Origin of the sequence: Nocardia sp. NPDC005366 (genome assembly GCF_040606855.1) — a bacterium.
In the GTDB taxonomy this organism is placed as follows: domain Bacteria; phylum Actinomycetota; class Actinomycetes; order Mycobacteriales; family Mycobacteriaceae; genus Nocardia.
Genome location: NZ_JBEXFQ010000005.1, coordinates 25,036 through 44,138, shown reverse-complemented (window position 1 = coordinate 44,138; position 19,103 = coordinate 25,036). Strand labels below are relative to the sequence as shown.

Below are 19,103 nucleotides of genomic sequence, written 5' to 3'. Positions count from 1 at the left end.
AAGTCGGAGTGAAACCTATTGCGCACCTGCGACATTGGCGTGAGAGTGCACGCGCATGGGGGTTTCGTCGTCCATGGTCTCGAAGAACCCGCCGATCACGTCCTCGATTTCCGATATCGATTCCGCGCAGAATAGAATTGGTTGATAGTGAGTGATGTCATAGGCGCCGGTCCCCATGGCCGACACATCCAGCGGGCGTAGTTCGGCCTGCCGGAATTCATCGATCTCGCCGTAGGAGGAGAGCAGTCCCGCTCCGTAGGCACGAATTTCGTCGTGTTCTCGGATCACCCCGAATTCGAGGGAGAACCAGAAGACGTCGGCGAGGAATTTCAGCGCGGCATCGGTCCGCAGCCGGGCGACCGCCGCGCCGACTGTTTCGTAGATCGCGGCGAATCGGGGACTGGCGATCTGGGTGGCGTGGCCGATGATCTCGTGGATGGCATCGGGTTCGGGCGTGTAGAGCGGGGCCGAATGGTGCCGGATGTACTGGGTCGAGTGGAAGATCCGGTCGGCGAAGGAGCCGAAGAATTCACGCAGCGGCACCAGACCCGCGGCGGGGACATAGCGAAAACCGGTCAGCGGGGACAGCGCGGCGGAGACCTCGTCCAGTTGCGGTATGTGATCGGTTGGCAGCGCGAGGCGTTCTGATGCCGCCAGCACTTCGGCGCAGGCGTGGCTGCGATGTTTGCGAGCGAGCTCGACCGAGACGGTCCGCCAGACCTGTTCCTCGGCCTCGGTGTAGGCGATTCTCGGTAGCGGCGCATCCGGCGTGTACTCCAGCGCGAGCGCCGCGATCGCATTGCGGCGTGCCCGGTACTCCGGGTCGTGCACGCCGGGATGCTCGGCGCTCAGATGGACGGTCACATCGCCGCCGGTCCTTGTCACCGGTGAATACAATTTGGCCTCGGTGAACATACTTCGATGCAAGCACCGAGTGCCCGATGCGACAACAAAGCCACGCCCAACTGCGCAAACTGACTAGATGACCGTGATCTGTCCTCGCCGTCCCGAGAGGAAGATGTCATCGGGACGCGGATATGACCAGTTGGCGTGCGCACCTTTCGCCCGGAGATTCGGGGCGCACCGCCGGGTGTACGCACGACGGTTGCGAAGGTTGCGTGGCCGCCGTGATTCCCCGGACCGATCCGACTGCGCCATTTGCCGTATATGAGCGGGCTCGATGCCGCAAGATGACGAAAGCACGAAGGAGGGCGCATGAACAGCGTGCGGATCGATCTCGACCAGAAACTGTTGGCCGCTGCCGCCGCCATTATGGGGACGTCCAACAGTAACGCCACCGTCAACGAGGCGCTGCGTCGAATCGTGGTACACGAACGACAACTCCATCATCTGGAGCGGTTGGCGTCGGGGGCGCTGAGCGCGAGGCCTGGACCGGAGATAGTCACCGTGGCAGGCGGTTAGACGCAAGCCGCTCCCGTCCGAACGCGTCGACTCCGATCTTGTCGGTGGCTGCTGGCATCATGCGAGTCGACCAACGCATTCGAGGGGGCTGCGCATGTCGGTACCGATCGCGGATCTGCCGTTCGGCCAGCGTCCGAGGGAGCGACTGCTCAGCCTCGGTCCCCGGGTGCTGAGCGACAGCGAACTGCTGGCCCTGCTACTCGGGCAGGGTCGGCGCGGGGAGAGTGCCCTGGACATGGCCGCGGAGTTGCTGGCCGAACACGGCGGGCTCGCCGGGCTCGCCGCGGCAAGGCCGGAGGAGTTGGCCCTGCGTACCGGGGTGGGGCCGGCGAAGGCCGCGACGATCGCGGCCGCCTTCCAACTCGGGGCCAGGGTGCGGCACAGTATCGACCTCGCGCCGCGCCTGGAGAGCGCCGCCGACGTGGTCGGTGTCGCGGGTCCGCTGTTCGCGGGCGAACGGGTGGAGCGGCTACTCGTACTCGTGTGCGATGCGCAGCACCGCCTGAGGCGCAAGGTTTTCGTCGCCGAGGGCGCGATCGATCAGGTGGCCGTCCCCGTGCGGGAAATTCTCAACACCGTCCTACGGCACGACGGGCGCGCCTTCGCGATCGTGCACAACCACCCGTCCGGCGACCCGGCCCCCAGTCTCGATGATCGTCGCGCCACCACCCTGCTCGTCGAGGCCGCTCGTACCGTCGGCTTACGTTTCCTCGATCACGTGGTGGTGGCGGGGGAGGATTGGTCGCGCGCCGCGCCTCTGCGGCTCGGCGGGGATTGAGACTGCCGCTCGGCGGGGATCGCGGTCCGATGGGACCCGCCATAGGGGATATACGTATACTTGTGCGTATAAACCTCGCGGAAGGTGGTCGATGAACCAGCAGGCTGTGGAGCGCAACGATGGCGGCATACCTCCGATCGGCGACCGCTACCGGGTCGCGGGGCGGCGATTGTTCCTGCACCGTTCCGGTGAGGGCGGCCCCGCCGTAGTGTTCCTGCCCGGCGCGAACTCGGTCGGCCTCGACTACCTGAAAATCCACGAGGCGGTCGCCGCGTTCACCACCTCGGTGCTCTACGACCGCGGCGGCACCGGTTGGAGCGACCGCATCGAATTACCGCGCACCGCAAGCGAAGTCGCGGCAGAACTGCGTTCGCTGCTGTCGACCGCCGGTATCGACGGGCCCTATATCCTCGTCGCGCATTCGCTCGGTGGGGCGTACGCGCGCCGATTCGCGCAGATGTTCCCCGGTGATGTGGCCGGTCTTGTCGCCCTGGAATCGTTCTCCGAGGACTGGGACGCCTATATGCCCGAGGATTTATATCTGGATCAGACCCCCGATGCCGTCCCCGGCCGGTTCCAGACCACCCTGCTGCGCGTGCTGTCTCGCCCCTTCTATCGAAAGATGTTCTCGGCCTGGCCCGCCGAGATCCGCACGCCGCTCGTCGCGGGACATGTCGATCGAGACTGGATGGTGATCGGCGCGAAGGAGCGAAGCAATATGACCGCGCTGCGCGAGGAACTGAAAGCCGGCCCGGCGTTCCCCGACGTTCCGCTCATCGCCATCGCCGCCCTCGGAAGCGACTCCGGCCAACGTCTTTCGCTGTCGAAGAAGATGCTCGGTCAATTGAACGACAGTAAGGCGCGGCTGTACGCCGCCATGGCCGAATCGGTGACCAACGGCGAATATCGGCCGCTGCCAACCGCCAGGCACAGCACCATCCAACTCGATGAACCCGACGCGATCATCGAAGCGATCCGTGACGTCCACACCCGCGCCGCCGCGCCACCCGCCGAATAACGAAGCTGCCGCACCTTCGGGGAGGCCTTCGTGAGATCGCCACTCAGAGGTCAGTCCAGCATGCCATTCTCGCGCGCCCATTTTTCGAAATCGCCGGGCTTGAACGGTAGACGATATTCATTGATGAGCAGATCGTCGGCCAATATGGATACGAGCGGGACAGTCAGGAGTCCCTGTCGAATGGCGTCGCACAACAGTCGCAGCGTTGGGCTGTTTTCTATGTGAAAGTCTCTGGCCGCCTTTCTGCCCGCCGCGTCATCTATGACGGCGATGCCTGGCAGAGTTCGCGCCAGTGCGAGCACTCCGGCCTCCCCGCGATTGCGGTCATTGCGGACCAAGCGAGCCGAGAAGTCTGCGAATGCTTCCAGCTCTGCCGGACTCCGCAATTCTCGCTGTTCGATCCAACCGGTTTCGAGGACAGCGCGTACCCGCCGGTCGGACGCACCCAGGCTTCTCGGTTCACCGACGACAGCGCGGGCGGGTGAAACGACCGATGCGCGGTGGAGGCGAAGAACGGCCTTTTCGTATACGCGAGCGAGGTACTTCGGTTCGAGATCGTGACGAAGCACGAGGTCCAATTCTATGATGTCGGCTTGGGTGGTACGGACCGACCTGATGAAGTTGAATTGATTTCCGTTGATAGCGCCGAGCTCTTTCAAGCGCAGTGCCAGCGTCGTCATATCGACCTGGTATTTGCTCCCCAGAAGTACCGCAGCCGTCCGGGTGTCGTTTACGGACACCGCTTCATTCCACTCGCGAGGGATGGCAGTAGCGGGAAGTAGTACAGCGCGGGCGAAACGATCGAGTCGAGCTTCCCATGCCGCGTCGTCGTCGCTCGTGCCGAGTCGCCAATCGATTGTGTACTCGTCGGCGAAGAGGTAATGGCCGAGTTCGTGTGCCAATGCGATGCGTCGTCGACCCACGCGCAGCGTGCCATTGATCAGCGCTACGCCTCCAGAGCGCAACGCGAGTGATGCCGCCTCGGCGCCATCGGTACCGAGATCGAAAGAAAAAGCGAGAAGCCCCAACTGCTCGACAGCGCCGGCGATGTCATGGACCGGCTCGTCGGAAGCGAGGGCAAGCAAAGCGCGAACCTGCTTCGCGACATTCTCCGCTTCATTGATCGTCGTCGGCTTATCCAGTGGAGTCGGCGTATTCAGGGTGAAGGCGGGATCGTTGTCCATGACGAACTCGACGTTCCACGCGATGCGCTCGAGTACGCGATCGATTTCCGGGCTGGGCGAGCCCGGTTCCTGGAGATTGCGATGTGAGACGATTGCCGGGGTGGAGGCGTGGATGAACCACTCGACGCGTTCGCCGACCTCGGTGGCGATCGAGGCGAGTTCGAGTGCCGAGACACGTCGGGTTCCGCCCTCGATCTTCGCCAGAGCCGATCTGTCCAAGTTGATGGCGGCTGCCAGCTCGGCCTGTGATCCGGGACCGACGAAGGCCGCCCGCACCTTTCGATGGGACGGCCTTCGTGGGTGTTTCCTCGATCAGCGGGCGAAGAGCAGGGCGCGCTTGACTTCCTGGATGGCCTTGGTGACCTCGATGCCACGGGGGCAGGCGTCGGTGCAGTTGAAGGTGGTGCGGCAACGCCACACGCCTTCGACGTCATTGAGGATGTCGAGGCGTTCGCGGGCGCCCTCGTCGCGGCTGTCGAAGATGAAGCGGTGGGCGTTCACGATCGCGGCCGGGCCGAAGTAGCTGCCGTCGCTCCAGTACACGGGGCAGGAGGTGGTGCAGCAGGCGCACAGGATGCACTTGGTGGTGTCGTCGAACCGGGCGCGGTCGGCCTGGCTCTGGATGCGTTCGCGGGTGGGCTCGTTACCCGAGGTCATCAGGTAGGGCTTCACGGCGCGGAACGCGTCGAAGAACGGCTCCATATTCACCACGAGATCCTTTTCCACGGGCAGGCCGCGGATGGGCTCGACGGTGACGGTGAGGGTTTTACCGCCCTTGGGCAGCATGTCCTTCATCAGGACCTTGCAGGCGAGCCGGTTCACACCGTTGATCCGCACCGCGTCCGAACCGCAGACGCCGTGCGCACAGGAACGACGGAAGGTGAGCGTGCCGTCCAGGTAGGACTTGATGTAGATGAGCACGTTCAGGAAGCGGTCGGTCGGCAGCACCGGCACCTGGAACGAATCCCAGTGCGCGCCTTTGTCGTCCTCCGGGTTGAACCGCGCCACCTTGACGGTGACCATCACCGAGCCCTCGGGCACGGGAGCCGGTTTCTGCGAAGAAGGTGCTTCGGCTACAGCAGTCATCAGTACTTACGCTCCATCGGCTCGTAACGGGTCTGCACCACCGGCTTGAAATCGAGGCGGATATCGGAGATCAGCTCCGGACCCTCCTTGTAGGCCATCGTGTGCCGCATGAAGTTCACGTCGTCGCGGTCCGGGTAGTCCTCGCGGGCGTGGCCGCCGCGCGATTCCTTGCGGTTGAGCGCGCCGACCACGGTGACCTCGGCCAACTCGAGCAGGAAGCCCAGTTCGACGGCCTCGAGCAGATCGCTGTTGTAGCGCTTGCCCTTGTCCTGCACGGTGATTCGCGCGTAGCGCTCCTTGAGCGCGTGGATATCGGTGAGCGCCTGCTTGAGGGTGTCCTCGGTGCGGAACACGGCGGCGTTCATATCCATCGTGTACTGCAATTCGGTCCGGATATCGGCGACCCGCTCGGTGCCGTGATCGGACAGGATCAGCTCCAGCCAGTCCTGCACCATCCGCGCGGGAGCCTCGGGCATCTCCACGAATTCGGTGCGCTGGGCGTATTCCGCGGCCGCGATACCCGCGCGCCTGCCGAAGACGTTGATATCGAGCAGCGAATTGGTGCCGAGGCGGTTGGAGCCGTGCACCGAGACGCACGCGCATTCGCCCGCGGCGTACAGGCCGGGGACGACGTCGGTGTTGTTGCGCAGCACCTCGCCGCGGATCCGGGTCGGGATGCCACCCATGACGTAGTGACAGGTCGGCATGACCGGCACCAGTTCGTGCACCGGATCCACACCGAGGTAGGTGCGGGCGAACTCGGTGATGTCGGGCAGCTTTTCCTCGAGCACGTCCTCGCCGAGGTGGGTCACGTCGATGTAGACGTAATCCTTGTTCGGTCCGGCGCCACGACCCTCCAGCACCTCGAGCACCATCGAGCGGGCGACGATATCGCGCGGCGCGAGGTCCTTGATGGTGGGGGCGTAGCGCTCCATGAAGCGTTCGCCGGATGCGTTGCGCAGGATGCCGCCCTCACCGCGGACGGCCTCCGAGATGAGGATGCCGAGTCCGGCCAGGCCCGTCGGATGGAACTGGTGGAACTCCATGTCCTCGAGCGGCAGGCCCTTGCGGAACACGATCGCCATACCGTCGCCGGTCAGCGTGTGCGCGTTCGAGGTGGTCTTGTACATCCGGCCGGAGCCGCCGGTGGCGAAGACGATCGCCTTGGCGTGGAAGACATGGATGTCGCCGGTGGCAAGCTCGTAGGCGACGACGCCGGTGGCGACCGGGCCGCGGTCGCTGTCGGTCATCACCAGGTCGAGAACGTAGAACTCGTTGTAGAACTCCACGTCGTGCTTGACGCAGTTCTGGTACAGCGTCTGCAGGATCATATGGCCGGTGCGGTCGGCGGCGTAGCACGCGCGGCGGACCGGGGCCTTGCCGTGATCGCGGGTGTGACCGCCGAAGCGGCGCTGGTCGATCTTGCCCTCGGGGGTCCGGTTGAACGGCAGACCCATCTTCTCGAGGTCCATCACCGCGTCGATGGCCTCCTTGGCCATGATCTCCGCGGCGTCCTGGTCGACGAGGTAGTCACCACCCTTGACGGTGTCGAAGGTGTGCCATTCCCAGTTGTCCTCTTCGACGTTGGCCAGCGCCGCGCACATGCCGCCCTGCGCCGCGCCGGTATGGCTGCGGGTCGGGTACAGCTTGGTCAGGACCGCCGTCCGAGCGCGGGGGCCCGCCTCGATCGCCGCACGCATGCCGGCGCCGCCCGCGCCGACGATCACGACGTCGTAGCGGTGCTCCTGAATCCGGGACTCACTCATGCCTGCACCTCGCTGCGCTCGGCTCCGGCCTGTGCGAAGCACGCTGTGTCGATGATTCGTTCGCTGCGCTCACTCATGTGAGGTGGCCTGTTCCTAACTGATGTTGGGGTCGAAGGTGAAGATGACGTAGGTGCCGACGCCCATGATCAGGATCATCGAGATCGCCAGGGCGGTGTTCAGCCAGAAGCGGGTCGAATCCTTGCGCGAGTAGTCCGCGATCACAGTGCGCAGGCCGTTACCGCCGTGCAACTGGGCCAACCACAGCATGGTGAGGTCCCACATCTGCCAGAACGGGCTCGACCAGCGACCGGCCACGAAGGCGAAGTTGAGGCGTTTCACGCCGCCGTCGAGCAGCAGCATGATCGCCATGTGGCCCAGCACGAGCACGATCAACAGCAGGCCGGAGAAACGCATGAACAGCCACGCGTATTTCTCGAAATTGCTGTTGGCGCGGGCGCGCGGGGAGCGGGGCAGATCCAGGCTCGCGGGCCGGTCATAGGACTTGCCGAGAACGGGTGCGCTCATGCCAGTGCCTCGCTGATGATTCGTTCGCTGTGCTCACTCATGGGTATCAGTGCTCCGTGAACAGGTAGAAGAACATGCGGCCGATCGCCGGTGCCGCCAGCAGCACGAGGATCGCGAGAATGATCCAGAGCATCACGCGCTGGTACTTGGGGCCCTTGGCCCAGAAGTCGACGAGAATCACCCGGACGCCGTTGAGCGCGTGGAACAGCACGCAGACGACAAGGCCCATTTCCATCAGCGCGACGATCGGGGTCTTGTAGGTCTCGATGGCCTCGTTGTACGTGTTCGGGCTGACGCGCACCAGCGCGGTATCCAGCACGTGCACGAACAGGAAGAAGAAGATGGTGACCCCGGTGATCCGGTGCAGCGCCCACGACCACATGCCAGGGTCGCCTCGGTACAGCGTCTTCCGCTTCGGCTGGGCCGGAGCTTCAATCGTGGTCATAGAGTGCGGTCGCCTCCAACGTCGTTGATGGACCCGGTTGCAAGTCCTAACGCCGGTCGCGTTGGGGGGTGAATGCCCAGGTGGCTACACTCCGGCCCGCTGCCGGGAACCTGAACCGATCTGTTCTGAACTCTAATCCCCTGTCATTCCTGGAACTAATTCACCGTGCCGTGCGTTGCGCTACACAGGGCATAGTTAGGCTTACCTTTCTTGATGGGTAATGGGGTGCGTCGTAGCCTTCTCGCGTTCGTATTCGGCTTGTCACACGGGAGGGGTGCGATGTCACAAATCGACTGGAATGTATTGCGCGACAATGCCATCGGAGTTATGCGGAATGCGTATGCGCCGTACTCGCGGTTTCCGGTCGGCGCTGCGGCTCTCAGTGTCGATGGCCGAATTGTGAGCGGTTGCAATGTGGAAAATGTCTCATATGGATTAGGCCTGTGCGCCGAATGTGTACTCATCGGTAACTTATTTGTGACCGGAGGCGGACGTCTGATCGCCGTCTCGGTGAGCGATTCACGCGGCGAAATCCTGATGCCGTGCGGTCGCTGCAGACAACTCCTGTACGAACACGGCGGCCCCGAACTCCTGGTCGACCACCGGGACGGACCGGTACCGCTGCGGCGGCTGCTGCCCGACGCCTTCGGTCCGGAGGATCTGGACGCCGGACGCCGATGAGCCGCAGCTCGACCAGGGGCGGCGCGTATCCCGTGCCAGACTGGCCGATGTGACGGCATTGGACGCGGTTTCGATCATCACGACCAAGCGCGACGGCGGCGAGCTGTCGGACGCGCAGATCGACTGGGTGGTCGACGCCTTCACCAGGGCCGAGGTGGCCGACGAACAGATGTCGGCACTGGCGATGGCGATCGTGTGGCGAGGGATGACGCGGCGCGAGACGGCCCGCTGGACCGCGGCGATGATCGCCTCCGGCAGCAGGATGGATTTCACGAATCTGGCGCGGCCGACGGTGGACAAACATTCCACGGGCGGCGTCGGAGACAAGATCACGCTCCCGCTCGCCCCGCTGGTCGCGGCATGCGGCGCGGCGGTACCGCAGTTGTCCGGGCGCGGTCTCGGGCATACCGGCGGCACCCTGGACAAATTGGAATCCATACCCGGCTGGCGCGCCGATGTGCCCGTGGCGCGGATGCGCGACATTCTCGCCGATCCCGCGATCGGCGCTGTGGTGTGCGCGGCGGGCGCGGATCTCGCCCCCGCCGACAAACGTCTGTACGCGTTGCGCGATGTGACCGGCACGGTCGAATCCATTCCGCTGATCGCGAGCTCGATCATGAGCAAGAAAATCGCCGAGGGCACCGCGGCCCTGGTACTCGACGTCAAAGTGGGTTCGGGCGCTTTCCTGAAAACCCTCGACGGTGCGCGTGAACTGGCCACCGCGATGGTCGAACTCGGCACCGATTCCGGGGTGCGCACGGTCGCGCTGCTCACCGCGATGGACACCCCGCTCGGGCACACGGCGGGTAACGCACTCGAGGTCGAGGAGTCGGTGCGGGTGCTGGCGGGCGGCGGCCCCGCCGATGTGGTCGAACTGACCCTGACGCTGGCCCGCGAGATGGTCGCCGCGGCCGGTCTCGATATCGAGCCGGCCGATGTTCTCGCCGATGGGCGCGCGATGGATCACTGGCGCGCCATGGTCCGCGCCCAGGGCGGTGATCCGGACGCGCCGCTGCCCCGAGCCCGGCACACCGAAACAATTCGCGCCGAGCGCGACGGGGTGCTCACCCGCCTCGATGCCATGGGCGTCGGCGTCGCAGCCTGGCGTCTCGGCGCGGGCCGCGTCCGCCAGGGTGAGCCGGTCCAATTCGGCGCCGGTGTCGAAATGCACGCCAAACCCGGCGATTCGGTGACGGCGGGTCAGCCGCTGCTCACCCTGCACACCGATACCCCCGATGCCTTTCCCCGTGCCGTGGCCGCCCTCGACGATGCCTACGAGATCGGCGCTACCGCACCCGCGCCGGCGCCGTTGGTGCTGGACCGGATCGGCCGCACCTGAGCGTCGCGCTGCGACCGGTGTCTCGGTTTCCCCGCGCGGATATGGCCGAGAGGGTAATCACTCCCACCCGCCGGATGACGACTCCGCCAACTGGGCTGCCGGGCCGGGCGGGTGCGGCTAACGTGGATTCATGACAGGACCGATGCCTTTGACCCTCGCCTCGATCCGCCAGGCTCCCAAGGCACTTCTGCACGATCATCTCGACGGTGGTCTGCGGCCCGCGACCGTGCTGGAGCTCGCCGCCGATTGCGGTTACGACGATCTACCCGCCTCCGACGCGCAATCGCTCGGCGAGTGGTTCCGAAACGCCGCCGACAGCGGATCACTGGAACGGTATCTGGAGACCTTCGCCCACACCGTCGCGGTGATGCAGACGCCGGAGGGACTGCGCCGCGTGGCCAGGGAATGCGCGCAGGATCTGGCCGCAGACGGCGTCGTCTACGCGGAGGTGCGATTCGCGCCCGAACAGCATCTGGAACGCGGACTGAGCCTGGACCAGGTCGTCGAGCACACGCTCGCCGGGTTCCGTGAGGGCGAGGCGGCGGCAGCGGCCGACGGTCACCCGATCGTGGTGACCTGCCTGCTGACCGCCATGCGACATGCGGCGCGGTCACGCGAGATCGCCGAACTCGCGGTGCGCTGGCGCGATCGCGGTGTCGGCGGATTCGATATCGCCGGGGCCGAGGCGGGCTATCCACCCAGTCGCCATCTGGACGCCTTCGAATACATGCGGGCCCATAGCGCGCATTTCACGATTCACGCCGGTGAGGCATTCGGATTGCCCTCCATCCATGAGGCGCTGGCCTTCTGCGGCTGCGACCGTCTCGGGCATGGTGTGCGGATCACCGACGATATCCAGGTGCCCGGCGCGATCGAGGACGCGACGTTGGGGCTGGTCGCGAATTACGTGCGGGACACCCGAATTCCACTCGAATTGTGTCCGTCCTCGAATGTGCAGACCGGTGCGGTGCCCTCACTGGACAAACATCCGTTCGACCTGCTCGCCAGGCTGCGGTTCCGCGTCACCGTCAACACCGACAACCGGCTGATGAGCGACACCACGATGAGCAAGGAGATGTTCAAACTCGTCGAGACGTTCGGATACGGCTGGAGCGATCTGGAGCGCTTCACCATCAACGCGATGAAATCGTCGTTCATCGCGTTCCCCGAACGTCTGCGCATCATCGACGACATCATCAAACCCGGGTACGCGGTTCTGCTGGGCTGACCCGACCTCTGTCACACCTCGCCGCACCGCTTCGTCTACTCGATGACCGAACGAGACAGAGGAGAACGCAATGCGGATCGCGATAGTCGGGGCGAGTGGGCGGATCGGACGCGAAGTGGTCGATGTGCTGAAGAACCAGGGGCACGATGTCGTGGCGATCACGCGCTCCTCGGGAGTGGACGTCTACACCGGTCAGGGTCTCGAGCGGGCGCTGACCGGTGTCGAGGTCGTGGTGGACGCGGTGAACGCGGCGACGACGGATACCGAGGCGGTGACGGAATTCTTCGGCACGGTGGCTGGGAATGTACAGCGCGCCGCCGCTTCCGCCGGGGTGCGGCGGATCGTGCTGGTGTCGATCATCGGCATCGATGCGTTCACCGCGGGTCACTACGCGGGCAAGCTCGCGCACGAACGCGCCTATCTGGCGGGTCCGGTGCCGGTGCGCATCCTGCGTGCCGCTCAGTTCCACGAATTCACCGAGATGATGCTGGACTGGACCACCCGCGGCGACACGGCCTATGTCCCTGAAGTCCGCACCCAACTCGTCGCCGCCCGCACCGTCGCCGAATACCTGGCCGACCTGGCCGTCGACGAATCCGGCGCTGAACGCCTGGAGATCGCCGGTCCGGAAGCGCTGAATCTGGCGGCGGCCACCGCGAAACTCGCCTCCCGTCGCGGTGCGCCCGCGCGGGTGACCGAGGTGTCCGACCCCGCCACTCCGGATCACCGACTCCAAGCCGAGGGCGCGTTGCTTCCGGGGCCAGGGGCGATCCGCACCGGGCCGACCTTCGACGCCTGGCTCGACCAGCACTACCCGGCGGCTCGGTAGTCGGGCGCCGATGGTTGGGGTCTGTCCACCCCGCTCGGTCGGACTCCGCCGGACGGGCCGTGCGGTACCGCGCTGTATTCCGCGAGGCGCGGTACATACCCCGGCCTTCGGGAGCCGATGCGTCGATTGGCTAGCGTGCCTGACCATGACAGTGCTGCAGGTTCCCCGCCGTTTCAACGGCCCGCCGGACTCCGCGAACGGCGGTTATGTGAGCGGGTTGCTGGCCGAGCGGCACGACGACACCACCGTCACGGTGGTGCTGCGGAGTCCGCCTCGGCTGGAAACCCCGCTGCTGGTGCGCGCCGGGCAGTTGCTCGACGGTGACATCGTGGTCGCCGAATCGAGTGCGGGCGCTTTCGAACACGAGGTACCGCGAGCGGTGCCGTTCCCGGTGGCGGGCGCGGCGTCGAGTGCGTACCGCTGCAACGAGACCTTCTCGACCTGTTTCGTCTGCGGCAGCGCTCGCGCGGACGGGCTGCGCATCGAGCCGGGTCCGGTCGGGGAAGGTCTGGTCGCCTCGCAGTGGATACCGGACGCGTCGCTGCCGCTCGGCCCGGCGCTGGTGTGGGCGGCGATGGACTGTCCTGGCGGCTGGTCGCTGCCGGATATGGTCGAACGCCCCGCCGTCCTCGGCAGGATGACCGCCACCGTCGCCGACCTGCCCGAGGTCGGCGAACATTGCGTCGCGGTCGGTGAACTCCACGGCGAGCAGGGGCGTAAGGCGTTCGCGTCCTCTGCCGTCTACGGGGCGGATGGACGACTTCTCGGTCGCGCCGAACAGGTGTGGATCCGGTTGAAGTGACGCACTGCCCGTCGGCTGTCGGCCGATTCGCCCGGCGACACGGCGTGGCAGCGTCGCCGGACGGGGAGAGGGCCCGGGCCCAGTGGCCCGGTCCCAGCACTCGATGGCGACGCGGCGTGCCCGGCGGAATCCGCGCCGGCGTCCCTATTTCTGAACTATGCGAGCTTCGAAATTGCGTTCCAGTTCGCGCCAGTCCTGCGCCTCGGCGGTGAACGGCGGATTCGGGGCGAGCCGGGTCGGGTCCGGATTGAGCAGGTAGGAGACATACCAGCCCAACGGGGTGGACTGGGCGAGGGCCTGCTCAACGGTCTCGTCCTCGGCGTAGTCGGCCGCGTCGGTGAACAACTCCACCGCCAGGTCGAGCTGGTCGATATCGACCGATTCCGGGCCCTGGGACAGGTCGTCGGCCAGACCGTTCAGCACATAGACGTTCTCGTCGGTGACCTCGATCTCGAGCGAGCCGTCCACGGCCGCGGTCTGCACGTCGCTGTAGGTGCTGACCCGGGACAGATCGTGTTCGTGGTCGTCGGCCAGATAGCGTGCCAGCGCCCGTTCCGAGCCGAAGACCGAAATCGAGCCGTCCTTGCCGAGGAAGATGGGCTCGTCGTCGAGGTAACAGCGGAGGGTGAAGTACTCGCCGTCGGCGGTGATGATCTTCACCGGGTCGATGCCGACCTCGTGCCAGAACGTCTCGTCCTCGACGTCGTCCTCGTCGTCCTCGTCGAGGTCGACCCGCTCGAACTCCTCGTCCTCTTCGCTGTCGGCCGCGTCGTCGGCGTCGATGACGTTCTCCTCGGCGGCCAGCAGCTCCGCCTCGGCGACGGCGACCGCCGCGGCGTCGACCTCGGGGGTGGAGACCACCGAGTCGATGGCGTCGAGCACGGTGTCCCAGTCCTTGGCGATGGCCGCGCCGATCTGACCCCACAACTCTTCACCGTCGCGACCGAAGAAAGAGCTCACGCCCGCGGGCAGGGCGCCGAGGACCGGGTGCGAACTGAAGAATTTGGTGACGACCTCCAGCTCGCAGACCTCACCGATATTGCGGACCATCGCGAGGGTGTCCTCGAGTTCGGCGATGGCGTCCACCTCGGGATCGCCCGCGGCCAGCTCCGGAACCGCGACCAGATCGAAGGAAAAGTTCTCCTCCGGCTCCAGTTCCACCGCTGACAGTCCGGCCACGATCTTCCAGGCCGGATGGTCGACGAGGTCGTTGTCGGCGTCGGTCCGGATGAAGGCGGCGAGCTCCGCCACGGACTCGAAACCGTACAGCGAATCCTCGTGTCCGAGGAACGCCTCCCACTCGTCGTCACCGTCACGCCAGCGCGGTGCCCACAGTGTGACGAGATCGCCGTCGGTCAGGCCGAGCTCGATCGGGACGATGTCTCCAGAAGCCATGAACGGAAGCCTATCGACCTTCCGCGTCAGGCACTATCCGGCCCGCCCCCAACGCGCTCCGCGGCATCGGAAGCGGCGGGGGCGAACGACTCGTTCAGTGTCGCAACGACCTTCGACCGCTGCGCGCCGGCGTCCTCGGAAGCCTGCCTGCAGGCCCAGATGATGAGTTGGCCGACATCGGTCGGCGCCATCGATGTGACGGCCTCCGACAGCGAGAGTCCGACGAGCGCGCCGTCGCTGTTCACCTCGACGCTGACCGCTCCGTCATCGGTGGTGAACTGTCCGCGCACCTGCTTGAGGCCGTACAGCGCGGCCTCGAGCGCCTCCAGTTTCGCCGTCGCGTTCGCGACGAGCGCGTCCATTTCCGCACTCATGCCTGCGCCTCGCTGCCACTCGGTTCCGGAGGGATCACCTCTGTCCTCGTCTGCCTCATACCGGCCTCATCCAGCTCGTCGGCCCCGTGTCGGCGTCGTCGATCCGGTCCAGTTCGTCCACCGCCTGCTGTCGGGTGGGCAGTCCGAGCCGATCGAGGATGTCGGCGGGCATACCCGCCTCGGTGAGAACCTCGCGGCGGCGCGCCCGTGCGGCGACGGTGGAACGTTGTGTGAGACGCAGGATCTCGGCCGCGAGAGCCTGTGCACCGTAACGGTATTCACTGCGCTCGAATTTGATCTCGACGGGCATTCCCTGATCGGTCGCGCGCACCGCGATGGTGCCCGACCGGTTGGTGCTGCCCGCGACCGTCACGTTCGGCACCTGCTGCGATTGCTGTGGATCTACCGGCCTGCTCATTCGGTGGGCCTGTAGAAGCCGTAGAACTCCATACCCATGTTCTCCGTTCGGATGGAACTGACCGAGACCGGGTCGCCGGCCTCGACGAGCTGCCCGTTGCCGACCACCATGGCGACGTGACCGTCCCAGACGGCCAGATCGCCCGGCATCAGATCACCGGGTGACACCTGCGGGTGTCCGATGTGCTGCTCCTGGGCCAGACGCGGCAATTCCACGCCGGCCTCGCCGTAGGCGTATTGCGTCAGACCGCTGCAGTCGATGCCCGAGCCCGGGCTGTTGCCGCCCCAGACGTAGGGCGTGCCGACCGCGCCGAGGGCCGATTTCACCGCCGTGGCCGCCTTCTCGTTCGGCGCCTCGACCGTGCTGCCGTCGGGCAGCGTGATCTTCACCCCGGTGCCGTTGGACGTCGCCGACTTGGCCGTATTCGTATTGCTCGGCGTACCCGAGTTACCGGTGGCCTTGCTCGCGGCGGGGGTGGTCGCGGCCGAGGACGCCGATTTGCTGACGGTGCTCACCATGCTGCCCGCACTGCTCGCGAGACCGACCAGGCCCTCGATACCCGACTTGACGCCGGAGGTGAGGCCGGAGGACAGGTTGCTCGGCACCGAGGCCAACGAGGTGGACGGCGGCGGCGTCAACGAGTTCATCGCCTGGGTCTGCGTATTGAGCTCGGTCTGGGTCCGGTTGACCACACTCAGGCCCTGATTCAGGTGGTCGATGGCGGAGCCGACGAGCACGGTCAGCCCCTGGGGCGTGGCGATGGCGGGGCCGAGGCTGGCGGCCTGGGTGACGAAGGACTGGACGATGCCGTTGAGATCCTTCTGACCGGTTTCCACCTGCGCGGCGGCCTGATCGACGACGGTGGCCATCTCGGTGCCGCGGTCGGAGATCGTCGCGGTCGAGGTCTGCACCCGCAACGCCTTCGACGTCGCGGCATCGGCGGCGACGCCGTCCCACGCGGTGTTCATCTGGTTGATGCTGTTGCGGCTCAACTGATGTAGCTGATCGAGCACCGTCGAGGTGGAGTTCAGCGCGTCCGACGCCCCGCCCGTCGGCAGCACACCGGTACCGAAGCTGGCGAGCAGATCCAACAGCGGCTTGGCCAGCACGTTGATATCTATCACCGGCTCATCCGCCCAAATCTGTGGACTTCAGCGCGGCGGCGTTGTTCAGATCCGTTTCGGTGAGCACGGTCGCCGCGCCCGCGGTGGCCCCGCCCAGACTCGACAGCACGGCGGAAAGCTGGCCGATCGAGGCGATATGCCCCGCGTGCGCGGCCGCGTAGGCCGTCATGAAATCACCGCCGATGAGGCCCATGATCGGTCCGAGCAGTGCCGGGTTCGCCGCCGCCGCGCTCGCCGCGGCCCCCGCCATCTCGCCGGACATCACCTCGGCGGTCGCGCTATAAGCCGCAATGCCTTCGGTGTCCGCCGACATCTTTCGCATAGTGCTTCCCCCATCCGTTGTTCCCAGGCAGAGTACGTCATCCACCTAGTTCGACGCGCTGTCTTCCCGATCGGTTCCAGCTCGCTGGAAAAAATTTCGGGCCGGCATTCGCCACCTGGGTCGCCGACGACCTTATCGTTCCCTCATGCGCACGCACCTCGTGGACCACCCACTCGCCACCACCCTGTTGACCACCATGCGCGACGCGCGCACACCGAATCCCGCCTTCCGCGCGGCATTGCGCGATCTCACCGGAATCCTGATCTACGAAGCCTTGCGCGAGGCGCCGGTGACCCACTTCGATGTCGTCACACCGGTCGCCGTCGCGGGGGGTGCGCGGCTGGCGAAGCCGCCGTTGCTCGTGCCGGTGCTGCGCGCGGGTCTCGGCATGATCGACGCGGCGGCGGGGCTGATTCCCGATGCCAGGGTCGGATTCGTCGGCATCGCCCGTGACGAGGACAGCCACCAGCCCGTCCCCTATATGAAATCGCTGCCCGCCGACCTCGCCGACATCCCGGTCTACGTGCTGGATCCGATGCTCGCCACCGGCGGGTCCATGCGTCACACCCTGGAACTGCTCGTTGCCCGCGGCGCTACCGACATCACCGCGGTCTGTGTTGTCGCCGCCCCCGAAGGTATTGCCGCGCTCGGTGATTCGGGATTGCCGGTGCGTCTGGTCACCGCCGCAGTCGACGCGGGCCTGAACGAGGACGCCTATATCGTCCCCGGCCTCGGCGACGCGGGCGATCGCCAATTCGGACCGCGCTGAGGGCAGGGCGTCGCGGTCCAGGCCGGGCGTCATGCCGCTCGGCACCGGGCGATCAGAGCCGTTCGCAGAATTCCCGTAGCAGCGAAAGACGATCAGCGGCAACTTCTTTCGCCGCACCGAGCCGCGAGCGGTCGAGCACGGGTTCGACCACTTCCAGATAGCATTTGAGTTTCGGTTCGGTGCCGGACGGCCGAATCACGACGCGAATGCCCGCGCCCTCGAAAATCAGTGCGTCGGTCCGCATCCGGCCGCGCACCAGGAGTTGATCGATGTATTTCACCGGCTCGCCCGCGATCTCGTCCGGCGGGTCGGCGCGCAGGCGGTTCACCACGGCGGCTGCGGCCTCTGCGTCGGCGAGTCGCAAGGAGACCTGGTCACCGGCGTGCACGCCGAATTCGAGAGCGTAGTCGTCGAGTTCGTCGGTCAGGGCGCGTCCTTCGGCCTTCAGGCGGGCCACCAGATCCGCGACGAGGACGCCGGCGGTGATCCCGTCCTTGTCACGCACCGCCCCCGGGTCGACGCAGTGGCCGATGGCCTCCTCATAGGCGTAGACGAGTCCGTCGCCCGCGCGGGCCAGCCATTTGAAACCGGTCAGCGTTTCCGCGTAGCGACCGCCCCTGGCCGGAGCCAGTCGGGACAGCAGCCGCGACGAGACGATGGTGGTGGCTACCAGCGAGCCGGGCGGCGCGGTGCGCAGAACGCAATCCCCGAGCAGCACACCGGTCTCGTCGCCGCGCAGCATCCGCCACCCGTCGGGTCCCGGGATCGCGACGGCACAGCGGTCCGCGTCCGGATCGAGTGCGAGCGCCACGTCGGCCCCGACTCGCTCGGCGAGACCGAGCAGCAGATCGGTCGCGCCGGGCTCCTCCGGATTCGGGAAGGCGACGGTGGGGAAGTCGGGATCGGGCTCGAACTGCTCGGGCACCACGTGCACGTCGGTGAATCCGGCCGCCGCGAGCGCGGCCACGGCGGTCGCGCCACCGACGCCGTGCAGGGCGGTGAGCGCGACCCTGATTGCGGCGCGGTCGCCGGGACCGCCGATCGCGGTCGGCACTCGCGCGGCACGGGCGAGGTAGCGGCGCACGATCTCCTCGCCGGGATCGTCGCCGAGCGCGGCCACCACGCGCGCGTCGCCGGAGCCCGCGACGTAGTCGGCGCGCGGAATCGGGACGCGCACCGCATCGATCGCCGTTTCGATCTCGGAGTCGGCGGGCGGGATCAATTGCGCGCCGCCGTCGAGGAACACCTTGTAGCCGTTATCGGTCGCCGGATTGTGCGACGCGGTGATCTGCACCCCCGCGACCGCACGCAGTTCCCGCACCGCGAAGGCGACCAGCGGAGTCGGCAGCGGACGCGGCAGCATCAGCACCGTGAAACCGGCACCGGCGAAAACCTCGGCGGTGACCTCGGCGAACGCGGCGGAGCCGTGACGCGCGTCGCGACCGACGACGACGATGCCGCCGCCGAGACAACGTCCGCGCAACCACTCGGACAACCCCGCGGTGGCGCGGGCGGCGGTGTCGACGTTCATGCCGTCGGGGCCGTCCTGGAGCGGACCGCGCAATCCGGCTGTCCCGAATCGCAACATCAGCGGGCCT

Annotated in this window: 21 protein-coding genes; 9 read left to right on the top strand and 12 right to left on the bottom strand. The window is 66.4% G+C overall.

What is annotated here, in order from left to right:
* Positions 1-15: 15 nt before the first annotated feature.
* Positions 16-915 (bottom strand): phenylalanine 4-monooxygenase, encoded by a 900-nt coding sequence (locus ABZS43_RS07650; protein WP_355035023.1) that lies wholly within the window; start codon positions 913-915, stop codon positions 16-18.
* 300 nt (positions 916-1,215) lie between these two features.
* Between ABZS43_RS07650 and ABZS43_RS07645 the strand changes: the two genes are divergently transcribed.
* The 3 genes from ABZS43_RS07645 to ABZS43_RS07635 all read left to right on the top strand — a co-directional run bounded on the left by ABZS43_RS07645 (position 1,216) and on the right by ABZS43_RS07635 (position 3,218).
* Positions 1,216-1,422 (top strand): type II toxin-antitoxin system VapB family antitoxin, encoded by a 207-nt coding sequence (locus ABZS43_RS07645; protein WP_355035022.1) that lies wholly within the window; start codon positions 1,216-1,218, stop codon positions 1,420-1,422.
* Between the two features lie 94 nt (positions 1,423-1,516).
* Entirely contained in the window at positions 1,517-2,200 is a 684-nt protein-coding gene (gene radC, locus ABZS43_RS07640) for a DNA repair protein RadC (RefSeq protein ID WP_355035021.1), read from the top strand.
* A gap of 91 nt (positions 2,201-2,291) precedes the next feature.
* A complete protein-coding gene (locus ABZS43_RS07635; protein ID WP_355035020.1) occupies positions 2,292-3,218 on the top strand; it encodes an alpha/beta hydrolase in 927 nt (308 codons plus the stop codon).
* A gap of 50 nt (positions 3,219-3,268) precedes the next feature.
* Here the strand turns inward: ABZS43_RS07635 and ABZS43_RS07630 are convergent, their stop codons facing one another.
* The 5 genes from ABZS43_RS07630 to sdhC form a co-directional block, all read right to left on the bottom strand.
* On the bottom strand, positions 3,269-4,678 hold the full coding sequence (locus tag ABZS43_RS07630) for an XRE family transcriptional regulator (RefSeq protein WP_355035019.1): 1,410 nt from the start codon (positions 4,676-4,678) through the stop codon (positions 3,269-3,271).
* A 36-nt stretch (positions 4,679-4,714) separates the two neighbouring features.
* Positions 4,715-5,488, bottom strand: a complete 774-nt coding sequence (locus ABZS43_RS07625; protein ID WP_355035018.1) for a succinate dehydrogenase iron-sulfur subunit — start codon at positions 5,486-5,488, stop codon at positions 4,715-4,717.
* A complete protein-coding gene (gene sdhA, locus ABZS43_RS07620; protein ID WP_355035218.1) occupies positions 5,488-7,239 on the bottom strand; it encodes a succinate dehydrogenase flavoprotein subunit in 1,752 nt (583 codons plus the stop codon). The genes ABZS43_RS07625 and sdhA overlap by 1 nt, the downstream gene beginning before the upstream one ends.
* 108 nt (positions 7,240-7,347) lie before the next feature.
* A complete protein-coding gene (locus tag ABZS43_RS07615) occupies positions 7,348-7,779 on the bottom strand; it encodes a succinate dehydrogenase hydrophobic membrane anchor subunit (RefSeq protein WP_355035017.1) in 432 nt (143 codons plus the stop codon).
* 46 nt (positions 7,780-7,825) lie between these two features.
* Positions 7,826-8,224: a succinate dehydrogenase, cytochrome b556 subunit gene (sdhC, locus tag ABZS43_RS07610; RefSeq protein ID WP_355035016.1), complete on the bottom strand. Its 399-nt coding sequence runs from the start codon at positions 8,222-8,224 to the stop codon at positions 7,826-7,828.
* Positions 8,225-8,503: 279 nt separating this feature from the next.
* Here sdhC and ABZS43_RS07605 point away from each other — a divergent pair, with 279 nt between their 5' ends.
* From ABZS43_RS07605 to ABZS43_RS07585, 5 genes are all read left to right on the top strand, one after another.
* Complete coding sequence (locus tag ABZS43_RS07605) at positions 8,504-8,905, top strand: cytidine deaminase (RefSeq protein ID WP_355035015.1); 402 nt, start codon at positions 8,504-8,506, stop codon at positions 8,903-8,905.
* A 49-nt stretch (positions 8,906-8,954) separates the two neighbouring features.
* The gene (locus ABZS43_RS07600) at positions 8,955-10,244 is read left to right on the top strand and encodes a thymidine phosphorylase (RefSeq protein ID WP_355035014.1); all 1,290 of its coding nucleotides are present in this window, start codon (positions 8,955-8,957) and stop codon (positions 10,242-10,244) included.
* Between the two features lie 130 nt (positions 10,245-10,374).
* Positions 10,375-11,472, top strand: a complete 1,098-nt coding sequence (locus tag ABZS43_RS07595; protein ID WP_355035013.1) for an adenosine deaminase — start codon at positions 10,375-10,377, stop codon at positions 11,470-11,472.
* 70 nt (positions 11,473-11,542) lie between these two features.
* Entirely contained in the window at positions 11,543-12,301 is a 759-nt protein-coding gene (locus ABZS43_RS07590) for an NAD(P)H-binding protein (protein WP_355035012.1), read from the top strand.
* 145 nt (positions 12,302-12,446) lie between these two features.
* A complete protein-coding gene (locus tag ABZS43_RS07585; protein WP_355035011.1) occupies positions 12,447-13,103 on the top strand; it encodes a hypothetical protein in 657 nt (218 codons plus the stop codon).
* Positions 13,104-13,247: 144 nt separating this feature from the next.
* On the opposite strand, the gene ABZS43_RS07580 is transcribed toward ABZS43_RS07585, so the two are convergent.
* The 5 genes from ABZS43_RS07580 to ABZS43_RS07560 are packed head-to-tail and all read right to left on the bottom strand — an operon-like array spanning position 13,248 to position 16,727.
* Positions 13,248-14,498 (bottom strand): primosomal protein, encoded by a 1,251-nt coding sequence (locus ABZS43_RS07580; RefSeq protein WP_355035010.1) that lies wholly within the window; start codon positions 14,496-14,498, stop codon positions 13,248-13,250.
* A 26-nt stretch (positions 14,499-14,524) separates the two neighbouring features.
* Positions 14,525-14,872, bottom strand: coding sequence for a YbaB/EbfC family nucleoid-associated protein (locus ABZS43_RS07575; protein WP_355035009.1), 348 nt, complete (start codon positions 14,870-14,872; stop codon positions 14,525-14,527).
* A 55-nt stretch (positions 14,873-14,927) separates the two neighbouring features.
* The gene (locus tag ABZS43_RS07570) at positions 14,928-15,290 is read right to left on the bottom strand and encodes a hypothetical protein (RefSeq protein ID WP_355035008.1); all 363 of its coding nucleotides are present in this window, start codon (positions 15,288-15,290) and stop codon (positions 14,928-14,930) included.
* Positions 15,287-16,414, bottom strand: a complete 1,128-nt coding sequence (locus ABZS43_RS07565; protein WP_355035007.1) for a C40 family peptidase — start codon at positions 16,412-16,414, stop codon at positions 15,287-15,289. The genes ABZS43_RS07570 and ABZS43_RS07565 overlap by 4 nt, the downstream gene beginning before the upstream one ends.
* Positions 16,415-16,418: 4 nt before the next feature.
* Entirely contained in the window at positions 16,419-16,727 is a 309-nt protein-coding gene (locus ABZS43_RS07560) for a hypothetical protein (protein ID WP_355035006.1), read from the bottom strand.
* Positions 16,728-16,881: 154 nt separating this feature from the next.
* On the opposite strand from ABZS43_RS07560, the gene upp reads away from it, so the two are divergent.
* Positions 16,882-17,505, top strand: a complete 624-nt coding sequence (gene upp, locus ABZS43_RS07555) for a uracil phosphoribosyltransferase (RefSeq protein ID WP_355035005.1) — start codon at positions 16,882-16,884, stop codon at positions 17,503-17,505.
* 52 nt (positions 17,506-17,557) lie between these two features.
* Here the strand turns inward: upp and ABZS43_RS07550 are convergent, their stop codons facing one another.
* Positions 17,558-19,093: a phospho-sugar mutase gene (locus ABZS43_RS07550; protein ID WP_355035004.1), complete on the bottom strand. Its 1,536-nt coding sequence runs from the start codon at positions 19,091-19,093 to the stop codon at positions 17,558-17,560.
* Positions 19,094-19,103 lie beyond the last annotated feature (10 nt).